General features: G+C 68.3%; 13 protein-coding genes. 7 read left to right on the forward strand and 6 right to left on the reverse strand.

The window, feature by feature from the left end; translation table 11 throughout:
• Positions 1-14: 14 nt before the first annotated feature.
• Positions 15-1,586 (forward strand): helix-turn-helix transcriptional regulator, encoded by a 1,572-nt coding sequence (locus ABD663_RS13330; protein WP_344739354.1) that lies wholly within the window; start codon positions 15-17, stop codon positions 1,584-1,586.
• Between the two features lie 27 nt (positions 1,587-1,613).
• Here the strand turns inward: ABD663_RS13330 and ABD663_RS13335 are convergent, their stop codons facing one another.
• A complete protein-coding gene (locus ABD663_RS13335) occupies positions 1,614-2,378 on the reverse strand; it encodes a patatin-like phospholipase family protein (protein ID WP_344739356.1) in 765 nt (254 codons plus the stop codon).
• Positions 2,379-2,585: 207 nt separating this feature from the next.
• Here ABD663_RS13335 and ABD663_RS13340 point away from each other — a divergent pair, with 207 nt between their 5' ends.
• Positions 2,586-3,704: a linear amide C-N hydrolase gene (locus ABD663_RS13340; protein WP_344739358.1), complete on the forward strand. Its 1,119-nt coding sequence runs from the start codon at positions 2,586-2,588 to the stop codon at positions 3,702-3,704.
• A gap of 42 nt (positions 3,705-3,746) precedes the next feature.
• On the opposite strand, the gene ABD663_RS13345 is transcribed toward ABD663_RS13340, so the two are convergent.
• From ABD663_RS13345 to ABD663_RS13365, 5 genes are all read right to left on the reverse strand, one after another.
• A complete protein-coding gene (locus ABD663_RS13345) occupies positions 3,747-4,835 on the reverse strand; it encodes an AI-2E family transporter (RefSeq protein WP_344739360.1) in 1,089 nt (362 codons plus the stop codon).
• Position 4,836: 1 nt separating this feature from the next.
• Positions 4,837-6,165, reverse strand: coding sequence for a threonine/serine exporter family protein (locus tag ABD663_RS13350; protein WP_344739362.1), 1,329 nt, complete (start codon positions 6,163-6,165; stop codon positions 4,837-4,839).
• Positions 6,159-7,727 (reverse strand): LuxR C-terminal-related transcriptional regulator, encoded by a 1,569-nt coding sequence (locus ABD663_RS13355; protein ID WP_344739364.1) that lies wholly within the window; start codon positions 7,725-7,727, stop codon positions 6,159-6,161. Before ABD663_RS13355 ends, ABD663_RS13350 begins: the two co-directional genes overlap by 7 nt.
• A 40-nt stretch (positions 7,728-7,767) precedes the next feature.
• Positions 7,768-8,781, reverse strand: coding sequence for a linear amide C-N hydrolase (locus ABD663_RS13360; RefSeq protein ID WP_344739365.1), 1,014 nt, complete (start codon positions 8,779-8,781; stop codon positions 7,768-7,770).
• A 63-nt stretch (positions 8,782-8,844) separates the two neighbouring features.
• On the reverse strand, positions 8,845-9,096 hold the full coding sequence (locus ABD663_RS13365; protein WP_344739366.1) for a LapA family protein: 252 nt from the start codon (positions 9,094-9,096) through the stop codon (positions 8,845-8,847).
• A gap of 211 nt (positions 9,097-9,307) precedes the next feature.
• Here ABD663_RS13365 and ABD663_RS13370 point away from each other — a divergent pair, with 211 nt between their 5' ends.
• The 5 genes from ABD663_RS13370 to ABD663_RS13390 all read left to right on the forward strand — a co-directional run bounded on the left by ABD663_RS13370 (position 9,308) and on the right by ABD663_RS13390 (position 14,643).
• Positions 9,308-10,591 (forward strand): metal-dependent hydrolase family protein, encoded by a 1,284-nt coding sequence (locus ABD663_RS13370; RefSeq protein ID WP_344739367.1) that lies wholly within the window; start codon positions 9,308-9,310, stop codon positions 10,589-10,591.
• Positions 10,592-10,695: 104 nt separating this feature from the next.
• Positions 10,696-12,108 carry a glutamate decarboxylase gene (gene gad / locus ABD663_RS13375; protein WP_344739368.1) on the forward strand — a complete coding sequence of 471 codons (1,413 nt, stop codon included), beginning with the start codon at positions 10,696-10,698 and terminating at the stop codon, positions 12,106-12,108.
• A gap of 77 nt (positions 12,109-12,185) precedes the next feature.
• Positions 12,186-12,896, forward strand: a complete 711-nt coding sequence (locus ABD663_RS13380; RefSeq protein WP_344739369.1) for a hypothetical protein — start codon at positions 12,186-12,188, stop codon at positions 12,894-12,896.
• A complete protein-coding gene (locus ABD663_RS13385; protein ID WP_344739370.1) occupies positions 12,893-13,972 on the forward strand; it encodes a hypothetical protein in 1,080 nt (359 codons plus the stop codon). Before ABD663_RS13380 ends, ABD663_RS13385 begins: the two co-directional genes overlap by 4 nt.
• Complete coding sequence (locus ABD663_RS13390; RefSeq protein ID WP_344739371.1) at positions 13,972-14,643, forward strand: GAP family protein; 672 nt, start codon at positions 13,972-13,974, stop codon at positions 14,641-14,643. The genes ABD663_RS13385 and ABD663_RS13390 overlap by 1 nt, the downstream gene beginning before the upstream one ends.
• Positions 14,644-14,649: the final 6 nt, after the last annotated feature.

A 14,649-nucleotide genomic window follows, 5' to 3' on the forward strand; every position in this document is an offset into this window, starting at 1 on the left:
AGGATGACGACGCAGTGCACGACGCGACAGCGCGGATGAACCTCAGCGACTCCGACAGGGCGAGAGCCGAGCTGGAGCGGGCGGTGCAGGGCGGGGATGCCGAGCAGATCGCGCGCGCCGCGATGATCAACGTGTGGCCGCTGCTGACCTCGCATACGCAGCTGCTGGTGTCGACGGTCTCCGCGCTGGACGCGCACACCCTCCAGCGGTACCCGGTGCTGCGCATCGTGCATCCGATGACGGCTGTGCTGGCAGGCTCGTCCCGGTCGTTCAAGCCCGAGATGTACTCGGAGCACGCCCGCACGATGAGCGCGGAAGAGATCGACTTCGTCGTGCTCACCCAGATCATCGCGTATCGCACGAACGGCGACGTCGACGCCGCGTTGCTGTATGCGAAGCGTCTGTCGGATCGCATCCGCGACGTCCAGCACGAGTCACGCGACCGACTCGACGGACCGCGGTGGTACTTCCATCACCAGATCGCCGCAACCTATCTCGCCGCCGGCGACACCGGACGCGCGCTGCAGGAGCTCGGAACCACACGCCATCTCGCACGGTTGTCTGCGCAGCCCGACGCGGAGCGTGCCGCTTTGGGACGCATCGCGCTCGCCCATGCGGCGCGGGGGGCGCTGGGTGAGGCGGAGCTCGCCCTGCGGGAGGCGCAGGGCCGCCCCGACCCCACGCCGGCGCACGCATCGTCGTGCATCTCGACCGAGAACGTGGCCGCCGCGATCATCTCGGTCGATCGGCTGGCCGACGACGTCGAAGAGCGATTGACAGCGCTGCCGGCATACGAGTCCATCGAGTTGGCGTGGCCGTTGGCGCTTCTGGCCAAGACGCGGATGCTGCTCGCCTGGCAGCGGCCCGACGACGCGCTCGAGGCCGTTCGGCTCGCGCGGATCGCGCATCCGATTCAGCCGGGTTCACTCGCCGCGGACGCCGTCCACGCCACGACGATCATGTCGCTGATGGAGGCGGACGAAGTGCCCCACGCGCGCACCGTCGCCGAGCAGGCCGCGGTGAGGTCGGGTGTCCTGACCCGCCTCGCCACGGTGCGGCTGGCATTGCGGGAAGGAGACGTGTCGGAGGCGAACCGCCTGCTCCGGGTGCTCGACCAGGATCACAGCAGAGGGCCCGCGCAGCGCGCCGAGACCGCGCTGCTCTCGGCCTGGCTCGAGTTCCTGCGGACGGGCGCACTCGATCGCCAGGCCGTGGCCCAGATGGAGCGGGTGGTCCACCGCCGCGACAACCGGCGACTGCTTCTGAGCATCCCCCGTCAACTCGTGGACGCCGTTCGCGCGGGACTGCCCGGCGAGCGCATCGGCGCGTTCGATGCGGCCGTCGGAGACCACGCGCGCGTCGAGATCGAACCGCTCCCCGACCTGACCGCCGGCGAGCGACGCGTACTCGGGTCGCTGCGGGACGGTCGCTCGACCGCGCAGCTGGCGGCGGACTTCCACGTTTCGCCGAACACGATCAAGTCGCAGCTGCGCTCGATCTATCGCAAGCTCGGATGCTCGAGCCGAACCGAGGCGCTGCGCGTCGCCGAGCGGCTGCGCCTTCTGGACGCGGCAGACGATCGTTGAGCGCCCGGCGCATGCGTCAGCGCAGCGTCACGCGCGTGCGTGTGCATCGAGTGCGGCATCCGCCGCGCGTCTGCCCTCGTCGATCAGGCGGGGGATGTCGCGCATCGTCCACTGCGCCAGTCGCTCCATCTCGGGCTGGATGAGCACGACTCCCGGATCGGATGCCAGCTCGGCGGTGCTCGCCACCGTCCGCATCATGCGCACCGTCTCCCACCTCGCGTGCAAGCGGACCACGATCAGCCGATTCGCGCCGAGGGCGCGCGCGGCCCGATAGGGCACGTTGTCGACCATCCCGCCATCGGCGAGCAGGCGACCGTCGATCCGCACCGGCGGAAGAAGCCCGGGCACGGCGATGGTGGCACGCAGCGCCGCACTGAGCGGACCTCGGGAGATCGTGACGGCTCGGCGCGTGCGCAGGTCGGTCGCCACGGCTCCGAAACGGCGGGGCAGCCGCTCGATCGGTGGGTCCTCGCCGAGCAGACGCGTGATGCCCGCAGTGATCGGACGGGAATCGAGCAGCCCCCAGCGCGGCGACAGGGTCCATCGCGCGATACGACCCCAGCGGAAGTCCAGGGCGATCTTCTCGATGGCCTTCAGGTCCATGCCGGCGGCATAGGCGGCGCCCACCAGCGCGCCCGAGCTCGTACCGGTCACGACGTCGGGGTGGATCCCGCGCTCGAAGAGGGACTGCAGCGCACCGACGTGGGCGGCGCCGAACGCTCCGCCGCCACCGAGGGTGAGTCCGAGGAGCGAGGGTTCCGTCGCGTTCGCAGGCGACGGGTCGAGGCTCACGGCGAGACAGTACCACCGCGGCGGGCTTCATCCGCTGACGACGGCGAGCGAGTGAAACGAGGGCGATGGGCGGGGGATGCCGGCGGTCAGATAGCGGGTGATAACCGGCCAGAGACCCGATTCCGCCGCCGCGGGGACAGTACGTTACAGGCGGCGCGGCGATGCTGTCGGCGCGCCGACCATGATCGTGATCTGAAGGGTATCCAGATGTGCACCTCACTGCAGTACACCGGCGTCGACGGGTCGCCGTACTTCGGCCGGACGCTGGAGCTCGACATCGATGAACCGTGGGTGCTCGCATATGTGCCTCCCGGCCTGGAGTTCTCGAGCCAGGCGCCCGACAGCGACCCGGTGAACTTCTCGGGCAAGCACGGGTTCATCGCCGTCACGGCGCCCGCCCGCATGCCCACGAAGGAGCAGCCGCTGACGCCCAGTGACCTCAAGGTGATCGAGGGGCTCAACACCGCGGGTGTGACCTTCAGCCTTCTCGCCTATCCCTCGTCGGGCGCACCGGGTGAAGCCGCTGCCAAGACGCTCGCGGCGATCCAGGCCTGGGATCTGGGGGCGTGGGTGCTCAGCCAGTTCTCATCGGTCGCCGAGGTCAAGGAGGGGCTCGCCCGTCAGGACGTCTATCTCACCAGGATCGCGCTCGTCGGCGATGCCGTGTTCCCCTTCCACCTGGTGGTGCACGACAAGTCCGGTGCCTCGATCGTCATCGAGTGGCACGAGGGCGTCGAGAACGTCTACGACAACCCGACCGGAGTCATGACGAACGGTCCGACGTTCCCCTGGCATCTCACGAACCTCGGCAACTGGACGCACCTGACGAACGTGGACCGCTCGAACGCGACCTTCGGCTCGCTCCCGGTGCATCAGCCCGACTCCGGCATCGCGACGGCGGCGCTGCCCGGATCCCACACCTCGGTCGATCGCTTCATCCGTGCGGTGTTCTACTCCACGTTCGTCGAGAAGGTCGACGAGCCCGCCAAGGCACTGACGACGCTCTCGCGCATCATGGACAACTTCGACCGGCCGCGCGGAGCGACGACCAGCCCGCCTCAGGGTGCCGGCGGTGAGGGCGTGACGTTCCAGGGGATCGACCACGGGCAGTCGGGCCCGCCGACCGAGTACACGGTCTGGACGAACATGTCGGACCTCGCGGGGCAGAAGTTCTTCTTCCGTTCCTACGACGCGTTCAACTGGACGTCGTTCGATCTCGCCGCGATCGCGGCCGAGGCGAAGGGGCCCCGGGTTCTGCTCACTCCGCGACTCGACCCGATGGGGGGCGACGGAACCGCCGCGCTGCTGGCCGGATCCGCAGCCTGAGCATCCCCAGCCTGACGGCGGTGCGCGAGATGCGCGCCGCCGTCAGGCTTTCGCGTCCTGTGCGGGGATGAAGACCCGCTTCACGATCAGGAGGATGGACGCGGTCACGGGGATCGCGACGAGGGCGCCGAGAAGACCGAGCAGTGTTCCGCCTGCCAGTGCGCCGATCACGACCAGCGCACCGGGGACCGAGATCGCACGATTCATCACCCGCGGTGTCAGGACATACGCCTCGAGCTGCATATAGACGAGGTAGGCGATGGCGAACACGAGCGCGGGAAGCCACCCGGTGAACAGCGCGAGCACGGTCGCGATCCCCCAGTACAGCACCGACCCGATCAGGGGGATGAGCGTGATGCAGAATGCAGCGAGTCCCATCAGCAGCGGTACGGGAAGTCCCAGGACGAGGTGCAGGACGAAGGCGACCACCGAGTTGAGCAGGGCGAGCACGACCATGCCGTTGAGGTAGCCGCCGACCGAGCTCGCGATCTCGTCGGTCATCTCGGCGACCTCGGTGCGGCTGCGCGCCGGCACCAGCCGCACGAAGCCGGCTTTCATCTGGGGGAGTGCGGCGAGGAAGTAGAGGCTCAGGACCAGCGCGATCAACGCGCCCGAGATCACCCCTGCGGCGGTGGTGCCGACGTGGAGGACGCCCTGACCCACGGTGGCGACATTGCTCGGCTGAGTGATGAACGAGGTCGCCTTGTCGATGAGTGAACTCGCCTCATCGCCGAACGTCGAGTCGAGCCATTGGTAGAGCGACGTCTTCTGCACGTCGGAGACCCAACCCGGCAGTGATGTGACGACCTGGGCGATCTGGGAGAACACCCGCGGCGCGACCAGGACGATCACCCCGGTCACGACGACGGCGAACGAGGTGTAGACGATGACGATGCTCCAGGCCCGCGAGATGCCGCGCTGTTGCAGGCGGCCCACGATCGGCGCCAGACCGAGCGCGGCGAAGAGCGCGAACGCGACGGAGATCAGCACGCCCGTGAGCTGCGAGATCGCGGTTCCGAGGACGTAGGCGAGCAGGCCGCCGATCGCGAGAGACAGACCGGTCGTGATCGGCCTGTCCAGCCGCCAGGCCGCGATCCGATCCCGTGGCGGTGGTGACAGCTCATCGGTCATGTCATGTTCCTCTCGTGGGGGTCTCGCCGCGCCATCCGCGCGCCATCGCGACCGCGTCTCGGCTCAGTCCGGCGCCGAGCATCATGCCGATCGCGATCGCGAGCAGCGAGCCGAACGTGCTCAGGATGGTGCTCGACGCCCCCGCTGTTCCGGATGCGGCTTCGCTGATGCCGATGAATCCCATCGCACCCGGGACGAGCAGCCAGTACGCACAGGTGAGCATGACGGCCGGTGGCGGAGCGATGCGCAGGAGGGCGACGAGACGAACGGCCGGGACCACGATGAGTGCGCCGATGAGCCCGGACAGTTCGGCGCCGACCAGGAGATGGCCGAGCAGCTGCGCGGAGTACGCCACGACGAGGGCGTAGAGGATCCACACGAGCGAATGCTTCGGCGCCGTCGAGTAGAGGTAGTAGCCCAGGCTGACCAGCGCGATGCCGACCCAGGGCGCCCAGACGCCGAGAGGGTCCGCGTTCGAGCTGGGCGAAGGCGGCTCTCCGGCGACGAGCAGGCCCGCGTACACGCCGAAGGCGAGCAGGCCCAGGCGTGCGATGCCGTAGACCATGCGACTGGCGCCCGCGATCACCTGTCCCGCGGTGAGCTCCACGGCGGCGATCGTGAGGGTCAGACCCGGCAGGAAGGAGAGCAGCGATGGCGCGACCAGGCGCAGGACGTCGTCATGAACGATGGGCCGCGCGAGCACGGCGACCATGAGGGTCACGGCGAACGCGGTGGCGACGGGAAGGATCAGCGAGAGCGTCGGGAATCGTGAGCCGAACCGCACGATCGTGCCCACGACGACGCCGAGGATCACGTACACCGGCAGTGCGGATGCTGTGGGATTCAGCACCAGACCGAAACCCACGGTGAGCAGCGTGTAGCCGAAGATCCCCAGCGCCGCGCCGAATCTCGATGGTGATGTGCGCGCCGCCTCGACCTCGGCGGCGACGGACGCCGGGTCGGGCCGCTCGGCCAGCGCCCGCCGCACGGTGTGGTCGACGGCTCCTGCCTGATCCAGGCGCAGTGCCGCGCTCGGCGCCGGGAAGATCGACGTCTGCGTGGGCGTCGTGCTCAGATCCTCGACGAGGACGAGGGTCGGCAGCACGAAGATCCGGATGTCCGTTCGCCCGTAGGCGGCGGCGATCCGCTCGAGCGTTCGCTGAACATCGCTCGTCGCCTGCGATGCGGCGAGCAGCGTCGCCCCGAGGTCCCCGAGGAGGTCGGGCACGCTTCCGGTGGGCCCGTCGTCGGTGGACTCCGGTGCGGGTTGGCGCAGCGCGCTCACGACGCCCCGCAGCCGAGCGCGCAGGCCCGCCATTCCGGTCACCACTCACCCGGGCTTCCGGCGGCGATGTCCTCCGGCGCGAGCAGGTTCAGACGGGCGGCGACACGCAATGCCTCGGCACGCGACGAACATCCGAGCTTGCGATACACCGAGCGCAGCTGTGACTTCACCGTGTTGGGTGAGACATGGAAGGTCGCGGCCAGTGAGGCGGTCGTGTCATGGACGGACAGTCCCTGCAGCACCCGCAGCTCGCTGCGCGTGAGATGCGGTGTCGTCTCGAGCTCGGCGTGTGACAAGTCGCTCAGCGACGATGCGGTCCTCGCGCGCTCGGTCGGCGGGAGGGCGTCGATCATGGCCGCCACCAGCTCTCGCGGTGCGGATGCGAAGACTCGCCGTGTGTTCCGCTGGCGGGCCAGGTGTGCAAGATGGAGCGCCGTCGCGCGCTCGAGTCGACCGACCTGCGCGACGTCCATCCATCCGGCCAGGACGGCGAGCTCGGCCCGTCCACCGGGGCCGAGTGCGCGGTCGGCCTGCAGGTTCCGCAGTGCGCCTCCCGCGTAGTCCCATCGCGAGGTCAGTACCGCGAGCCGGATCTTCGCGAGCTGTGTCAGGTGCCCGGTGGCGGCGCCCGTCTCCGCGGCGCGCTGCGCCAGCCGCAGCTCACCGTTGGCGCAGTGCGCCTCGATGAGCATCGCGGCGATCACGTCGGAGGCGAAAGCACCGTGCAGCGACGGGTGCGCCTCACGTGCGAGGCGGACCGCTTCGAGCGCATCGTCCGGGCGGTGCTGGGCGATCATGGCGCGTGCGCGGGCGAGCAGGGCGAACGGCCAGGCGAGTTCGATGCTGTCGTACGGCTCGAGCACGGCGAGACGGGAATCGAGGTCGGGATCGAGCCGGTCGACGGCGACGAGCGCCGCAGCCGCCCGCTCGGTCGACTCCGCCGGCCGAACGTGCGCGTGCGTCGGCTCGGGTTGTCGTGCGACCTCCTGCAGTGCGGCCTCCGTATCGTCGAGGGAGCCGCGCACGGCGTGCGCGAGCGCCGCGCGACCCAGCGGGAGCCGCTCCGCGTCCTGCTGGCGAGCGAGCGCGCCGAGTTGTCGCGCGGTCGCGAAGCTGAGCAGCGCGCGTCCCGCTGCGCCGGCCGCCAGGTAGGTCGAGCCGATCTCGTGGTGGAAGTACCAGAGCGGACCGTCGACGTGCTCGCGTGAATCCGGCCTGTCCTGCTGGATCCGCTCGTCGAGGCGGCGGGCGTAGATCAACGCCGCCGCGACGTCTCCGCTGAAGCGGAACGAGACCATCTGGACGAGCGTGAGCATGTCCAATTCGTCCGGCGACATGCTGCGCGCCTCGTCGGAATAGATGAGCGGCTTGAAGGGTCGACTCGTGCGCGCGAGAACGGCGGTCATCGGGTGAAAAGCGCGCAGGACGGGGTAGCGCTCCAACACACGGCTCGGAAGCGACTCGATCGCGGCGATGAGCATCGGGTAGTGCGCGCAGATCAATGGCCAGACGTTGGCCTGGGCCGACTCGGCGACGAACTCCGCACGACCCGTCGCGAGCGCGCGCTGCAGCTCGCTGTGTGCGCGAGCTTCGTCGCTGAGGTTCATGCGCCCTGCGCTCCGGTGCCTCCCCGCCGCGATGGCCCGGTCATGGGGCCGAGCGCGCAGACTCGACGGCAGCGAGCGTGAGGAAGCGCAACCCGTCCGTCTGGCGGAACTCTCCGCTCACGTTGCCGGCAAGACCATCCACGACGGCGAGACCGCCTCCGAGGTCGATCATCCGCTCACCGGAACCGTCGCTCAGGTCGATGCCGTCCAGGTCGACCCAGACGATGTTCGGCCGCGTCGACGACTCGAAGACGTAGCGTCGACGCGTGAGATCGGCGACGACCTGCCAGATCGTCTGCGACACGTCCGGGCGTCCCGGGTCCGGCATCCGGAACGGCTGCGCCGTGTTGCGGATGACGCTGAACATCGATGCGATCGCTTCGACCTGTGAGCGGGGTGCGGGCAGTCGCTCCACGTAGTACGTCGCGCGGGCGAACCGGTCTGACGCTGCAGTGGTGCCGGGGAGGGGGCGGTCGCCTCCCCACGCGTCGATCTCCCGAAGCAGCTCCAGCTGCCTGTCGTACGTCGGCGAGTTCGTCATCACCCGGTAGCTGCGATCGTGATGGACACGCAGCCCGCCGTCGATGTATTCGAAGATCGCCGAGTCGCCCGTGGCGTCGTCCAGGGCGAGATGGATCGCCGGGACCTCGCCGCTGGCGGGATCGGTCAGCGGCACGACCTGCACCTGATTCTCGACGACCCAGTCGACAGCCTCGGCCACGGTGGCGAAGACGTCGAGGAAGTACTGCAGCCACACGGCCTGGCTCAGTGCTGGTCGGTTCCGGTCCACTTCCCCGTACTCCGACTCGGCGAGCCAGAGCACGTGTCCGGCCAGTCCGACCTCGTTCATGCCGTCGACGCTGATCATGTCGAAGGCGGTCGTGACGACGCTGCCGTAGCGTGCCCGCCAGCGAAGCGCGTCGGTGATCCCATCGCTGCGGTCGACGCCGCGCGGCAGCGCCCACAGGTTCGTCGCGAGGTCGCGGTGATAGTCCATGCTGCGTCCGACGACGACGGCGCCGCCGGCGTCGGGCCAGACCACTCGAGTGCACATGCGCGAGATCCTTTCGAGGATGTCGATAAGGGGGAGGGAAGTATGCCGAAGAAGGTATTTGCGCTACTTCTTGCGCGGACGGAACCAGGGGAAGAGCGAGCCGATCACGACTCCGGCGATGAGGACGGCGAGGAACCAGCCCCAGGCAGGCATCGTGAACTGGAGGAACAGGAAGCGCAGCGTCGCGGGTCCGACATTCGAAAACACGAAGGTCAGAGCAGCAATCGATAGGAGGATCGCCGCGATCGCCTTCCCGCTGATCGCGGTCTTCGCGGGTGCATCGCCGGCGGCGGGCGAAGACGCTTTGGTGTCCATCGGATGGTTTCCTCTCGGCGGAGATAAGTGCCGGCAGGTGCATATTGGCAGCTGGCGGCGGTAGCTTAGCAACGTCGAACCCGACCGCAACCAGGCGGGTGAGCGGTGCTCGGGCAAGGTGACGGACCGGGTGATGACCCGGATGAGGAGCGGGGGGAATTCGGAGGCGACGGGGCGTCCGACGGTCGGGCGTCGTCCTAGTGTCGCCGCTGTGACGAGTATTCCGAAGGCACCCGGCAGGATCATCGTGCGCAACGTGCGGGTCTTCGACGGTGTGGGCGACAAGACCCTCGACGGGGCGGATGTGCTGCTCGAGGGCGGGCATGTCGTCGCCGTCTCGAGCTCTCCCTTCGCTCAGGATCAGGCCGACGGGGTGCTCGAGATCGCGGGAGACGACCGGGTCCTCATCCCCGGCTTGACCGATGCGCACGTCCACCTCATGGGCAATGCGAACGCCATGGCCGACTTCCTGGAGGGTCCGACAGGAGTCCTGTACGGGAACACGATCGCCGAGGCCGGCCGTATGCTGCGCCGCGGATTCACGACGGTCCGCGACATGGGCGGCGACACGGCACCGGTGAAGGCGCTCATCGACCGAGGTGAGTTCGAGGGGCCGAGGATCTTCCCGAGCCAGGCGATGATCTCGCAGACATCCGGCCACGCGGACTTCTCGTTCGTCTACGACGTGCCCGAGGAGTTCGGCGGGCGACCTTCCCGCACGGAGGACATCCACTTCACGCGCGTCGCCGACGGCGTGCCCCGGGTCCTCACAGCGGTTCGCGAGCAGCTGCGCCAGGGAGCCAGCCAGATCAAGCTCACCCTCGGCGGGGGCGCCGCGTCGATGTACGACCCCCTCAGCACGCTGCAGTACACCTTCGACGAGATCCGCGCCGCGGTCGAAGCAGCATCCGACTACGGCACCTATGTGGCCACGCACGTCTACACGCCCGCCGGCATCACGCGCGCGATCGATGCCGGAGTCCGCTCGATCGAGCACGGGCACCTCGCCGACGAGGCCACGGTGCGCCGCATCGCCGAGGCCGGGGCCTGGCTGTCGATGCAGCCCTTCGCCGAAGAGGACCATCACTACCCCGATCCGGTGCGTGCCGCCAAGAACACCGAGATCTGCCAGGGGACCGCGCAGGTGTACGAGTGGGCGATCGCCCATGAGGTCAAGACGGCGTGGGGAACGGATCTGCTCCTCGAGCCCCAGGCGGCCGCACGGCAGAGCGCAATGGCCGCGCGGCTGGCCGAGTACTACAGCAACGTCGACGCGCTCAAGATCCTGACCTCGGGCAACGCCTCGCTGTTCGAACTGGCAGGAGACCGCAACACCTACCGCGGAGGCAAGCTCGGCGTGATCGCCGAGGGCGCATGGGCCGACGTCATCCTGACCGAGAAGGACCCGCTCGCGGACCTGTCCGTCATCGCGGACCCCGACGCGAACTTCGCAGTGATCATCAAGGGCGGGCAGGTCGTCAAGAACACACTGTGACACGCCGCGGGGACCCGAACCCGTCGGAGGCTCGTCGCTCCGACGCGCTTCATCCGGCGGCCCCGGAACCGAAACCGACGAACCAGAGAGATCAGGGAGCGAAAGTGACCAACACCAACACCAGCAAGGCCCGGCAGACGACCAACGTCGACCCGGTCCTGAGCGTGAATCCCGTCTTCGTCCGCCCGGGGGAAGCGACCGAGTTCGACAAGTTCTCGCTGCCGCCGGGACCGAGCCTGCCCGAGACGGCGTATCAGATCGTGCACGACGAGGCGATCCTCGACGGGAACTCGCGACTGAACCTCGCGACCTTCGTGTCGACGTGGATGGACGACGAGGCCAAGAAGCTCTACCTCGAGTCGGCCGACAAGAACATGATCGACAAGGACGAGTACCCGGCGACCGCGGCGATCGAAGACCGCTGCTGGCGCATTCTCGCCGACCTGTGGCACGTGCCGGACAAGAACGACACCATCGGCACCTCGACGATCGGCTCGTCCGAAGCCTGCATGCTGGGCGGACTCGCGCTCAAGCGCCTGTGGCAGGAGAAGCGGCAGGCCGAGGGAAAGCCGACCGACAAGCCGAACCTCATCATGTCGGCCGCCGTGCAGGTCGTGTGGGAGAAGTTCTGCAACTACTGGGACATCGAGCCCCGCTACGTTCCCGTCACCCCCGACCACATCATCCTCGACGGGTACAACCTCGAGGACTACGTCGATGAGAACACGATCGGCGTGGTCGCGATCCTCGGTCAGACCTTCACCGGGCTCTACGACGACGCGGTGGCCATCTCGAAGAAGCTGGACGAGATCCAGGAGAAGACGGGTCTCGACGTGAAGATCCACATCGACGGCGCTTCCGGCGCGATGGTCGCCCCCTTCTGCCAGCCCGATCTCGTGTGGGACTTCGCGCTCGACCGCGTCAACTCCATCTCGACCTCGGGTCACAAGTACGGTCTCGTCTACCCGGGCGTCGGGTGGGTGGTGTGGCGCAACACGGCCGTGCTGCCCGAGAGCATGATCTTCCACGTCAGCTACCTCGGCGGTGACATGCCGACCTTGGCGCTGAACTTCTCACGCCCCGGCTCGCAGGTGCTGTTGCAGTACTACCAGTTCCTCCGCCTCGGATTCGAGGGCTACCGAGAGGTGCAGCAGAACTCGATCGACGTGGCGACCTACCTGTCGAGTGAGATCGCGAAGATCGGTCCGTTCGAGCTGGTGAGCAAGGGCGACACGATCCCCGTGTTCGCGTGGGTCCTCAAGGACGGCTACACCGACAAGTGGACGCTCTACGACCTCGCCGACCGACTGCGGATGAAGGGCTGGCTCGTTCCTGCCTATCCCATGGCCGACGACATGTCGGACGTCGTGCTCCAGCGGATCGTCGTGAAGGTCGGGCTCAGCCGCGATCTCGCCTCGGCTCTCCTGTCCGACATCAAGGGCGAGGTCGAGTACCTCGACTCGCTCGAGGTCGCGCTCCCCGACTCGGCCAGCGCGGGGTCGCACTTCCACCACTGAGCGTCGTCGCGGCGGGGTGCCCGTGTGGTGCCCCGCCGCCGCGCTCCCGCGAACGACACACGCCACGAGGAGAAGCGATGAGCGTCGCAACCGTGAACGCCGAGAAGCCGCAGGGCTTCCTCATCCCCACTGTCGCAAAGCAGTGCTGGGGGTTCATGATCGGGTCGGCCTGCTTCGCCATCGGATCGGCGCCCGGCCTCGGTGCGATGCTCGGCGCGAACGGCGCGAACATCATCTTCTTCGTCGGCGCGTGGTTCTTCACCGCCGCGGGTCTCATGCAGCTGTTCCTGAGCGGAGCCGTCTCGGTGCCGGTCGCCTATGCGCCCGGTCGCATGGTGCGGGCGGAGTGGCTCACCGCGGCGACCCAGACGTTCGGCACCCTGATGTTCAACGTGAGCACATCGGCGGCCCTCTACGCCAAGTCCATCTCGGCGCAGGAGCGTTTCGTCTGGAATCCCGACGCCGGCGGCTCGGTCGCCTTCCTGGTCAGCGGTGTCCTCGCATTCGTGGCCTACGCGCACGTCGCCAAGCTGTGGAATCCCGTCACACGTCACTGGTGGGCGGTCACGATCAACTTCCTCGGATGCGTCGCATTCGGAATCTCCGCCGTCGGCGCGTACATCCTTCCCGACGGCGACGTCCTGGATTCGGGCTTCGCGAACTGGGGGACGTTCATCGGCGCGCTCTGCTTCTTCGCCGCCTCGTTCATCACGCTGCCCCAGTGGGATCGTCGAACGCGCGCTCGTCGCCCCCGTGCGGGCGAAGGCGACGCACCGGTCGCCCGATGACCGAGTCAGTCGTCGGTCCGCGCGTGAAGGCCGTCGCCGGGATGGACGACGAATCCCTGGCGATCGTCATCGCGGCCGTCTTCTTCGCCGCCACGGCGATCGTCGCGCTGCTCGTCTTCGGCGGTCGCGAGCTGCCGATCGACGGGAGGGGCTCGCTCGGCGAGTTCACCGCGCTGGCGGGCGCTGCGGCCGCCGGCGTCTCCTTCGTCGTGTCGATGGTTCTGCCCCGGCGCCGGGCCCGCCTCTCTGCGGTGGGGGTCGGCTATCGATGGTTCGACGTCGCGGCGCTCGCGCTGGCCCACGGTGCGATCGCGCTTCTGGGGTGGATCGGCGCAGCGAGCATCATGGATCACAGCTTCGTCGGGGCGACGGTGTTCGCGACGCCGGCGAGCATTCTGGCGGCTGCCGCGGCAGGCCTCAGCGCCTATCTCGCCTTCATCAGCGCTGCCAACACCTCGGCGGGACAGCTGTCCATCGTGCTGGCCGTCTTCCTCGTGGTCGGAGTCGTCGCCGCGATGCTGAGCGCGACCGATCCACAGTGGTGGCAGATGAACCTGTCGGCTCTCGGCATCACCCATGACATCTCGTCGCTGACGTTCAACGTGACCCTGATCATCTCGGGGGTCATCGTGACCACCATCGCGCGCGTGGGGACGGCGGCACTCCCGGTGGCGACGGGGGTCGAGCGCCGGCGCCGATTCGAGGTCCGCATCCTGTTCGTTCTGATCGGCGTCCTCCTCACCTGCGTCGGCATCTTCCCGGTCGACCGATTCCTGTTGCTGCACAACACGGTGGCGACGGGAATGGCGGTCGCGTACGCGGTGCTCGTGCTCGGGCTGCCGTGGTTCCTCCCACGCATGCCCCGGGTGTTCATGATCCTGGGTTTCGTCTACGTCGCGGTGATCATCGCCCTGGCCGTCCTCTTCTTCACCGGGATCTACAACCTGACGGCGGTCGAGCTCGTCTCGGCGATGCTGATCTTCAGCTGGATCATCCTGTTCCTGCGCAACGTGCAGTCCATCGACGGGGGAGCGGTCACGGCGGCATCCCCCGCGATGGCCGAGCGGGCCGGCTGATGCTCGTCGTCCTGGCCGATCTGCTGACGATCGGTGTCGCGATCGCGATCAGCCCGCTGACCATCGTCGCCGTGATCCTCATGGCGACATCCGGCAAGGGACGCACCAACGGCACCGCCTTCATCCTCGGGTGCTATCTGTTCGCCGTCGTGTTCGTCGGCGTCCTCGTCCTGCTCGGCCGATCCAGCGGCACCGACGAGCCCGATTCGGGGTCCCACCTGCTCGTCGACGTCGTCGAGATCATCCTGGGCCTCGGGTTGCTCGCGCTCGCGGTCCTGCAGTGGCGCAACCGCGCCTCGACCGATCCGCCGAAGTGGATGGCGCACATCGACGGACTCACGATCGGGAAGGCCTTCCTCATCGGAGTCCTCATCTCGGGCCCGCTCTCGCCGAAGGACCTGCCGCTGCTGGTGGCGGCGGGCGGCCGGATCTCACAGGCTTCGCTGCCGGTCGAGGAGATCGTCGCAGTCGTGCTCATCTTCGGGGTCATCGGCGTCGCCGCCGCCGCCGTGCCCTGGCTGATCAGTGTCGTCTCGCCCGGGAAGGTCGAGCAGCGGCTGACCGGCATGCGCGTGTGGCTCGTGTCGAACCACTCGGTGATCATGACCGTGCTCTTCGTCATCCTGGGCGTCAAGCTCGTCGCGTCCGGCGTCATGGACCTGGCGGGCTGACCCGTG

Source organism: Microbacterium awajiense (genome assembly GCF_039536545.1).
GTDB lineage: Bacteria > Actinomycetota > Actinomycetes > Actinomycetales > Microbacteriaceae > Microbacterium > Microbacterium awajiense.

Excerpts from the sequence above, each read along its gene's own strand:
- ABD663_RS13340 (WP_344739358.1), top strand. The coding sequence starts at position 2,586 with ATGTGCACCTCACTGCAGTACACCGGCGTCGACGGGTCGCCGTACTTC.
- ABD663_RS13345 (WP_344739360.1), bottom strand. The coding sequence starts at position 4,835 with ATGACCGATGAGCTGTCACCACCGCCACGGGATCGGATCGCGGCCTGG.
- ABD663_RS13355 (WP_344739364.1), bottom strand. The coding sequence starts at position 7,727 with ATGAACCTCAGCGACGAAGCTCGCGCACACAGCGAGCTGCAGCGCGCG.
- ABD663_RS13360 (WP_344739365.1), bottom strand. The coding sequence starts at position 8,781 with ATGTGCACTCGAGTGGTCTGGCCCGACGCCGGCGGCGCCGTCGTCGTC.
- ABD663_RS13365 (WP_344739366.1), bottom strand. The coding sequence starts at position 9,096 with ATGGACACCAAAGCGTCTTCGCCCGCCGCCGGCGATGCACCCGCGAAG.
- ABD663_RS13380 (WP_344739369.1), top strand. The coding sequence starts at position 12,186 with ATGAGCGTCGCAACCGTGAACGCCGAGAAGCCGCAGGGCTTCCTCATC.
- ABD663_RS13385 (WP_344739370.1), top strand. The coding sequence starts at position 12,893 with ATGACCGAGTCAGTCGTCGGTCCGCGCGTGAAGGCCGTCGCCGGGATG.
- ABD663_RS13390 (WP_344739371.1), top strand. The coding sequence starts at position 13,972 with ATGCTCGTCGTCCTGGCCGATCTGCTGACGATCGGTGTCGCGATCGCG.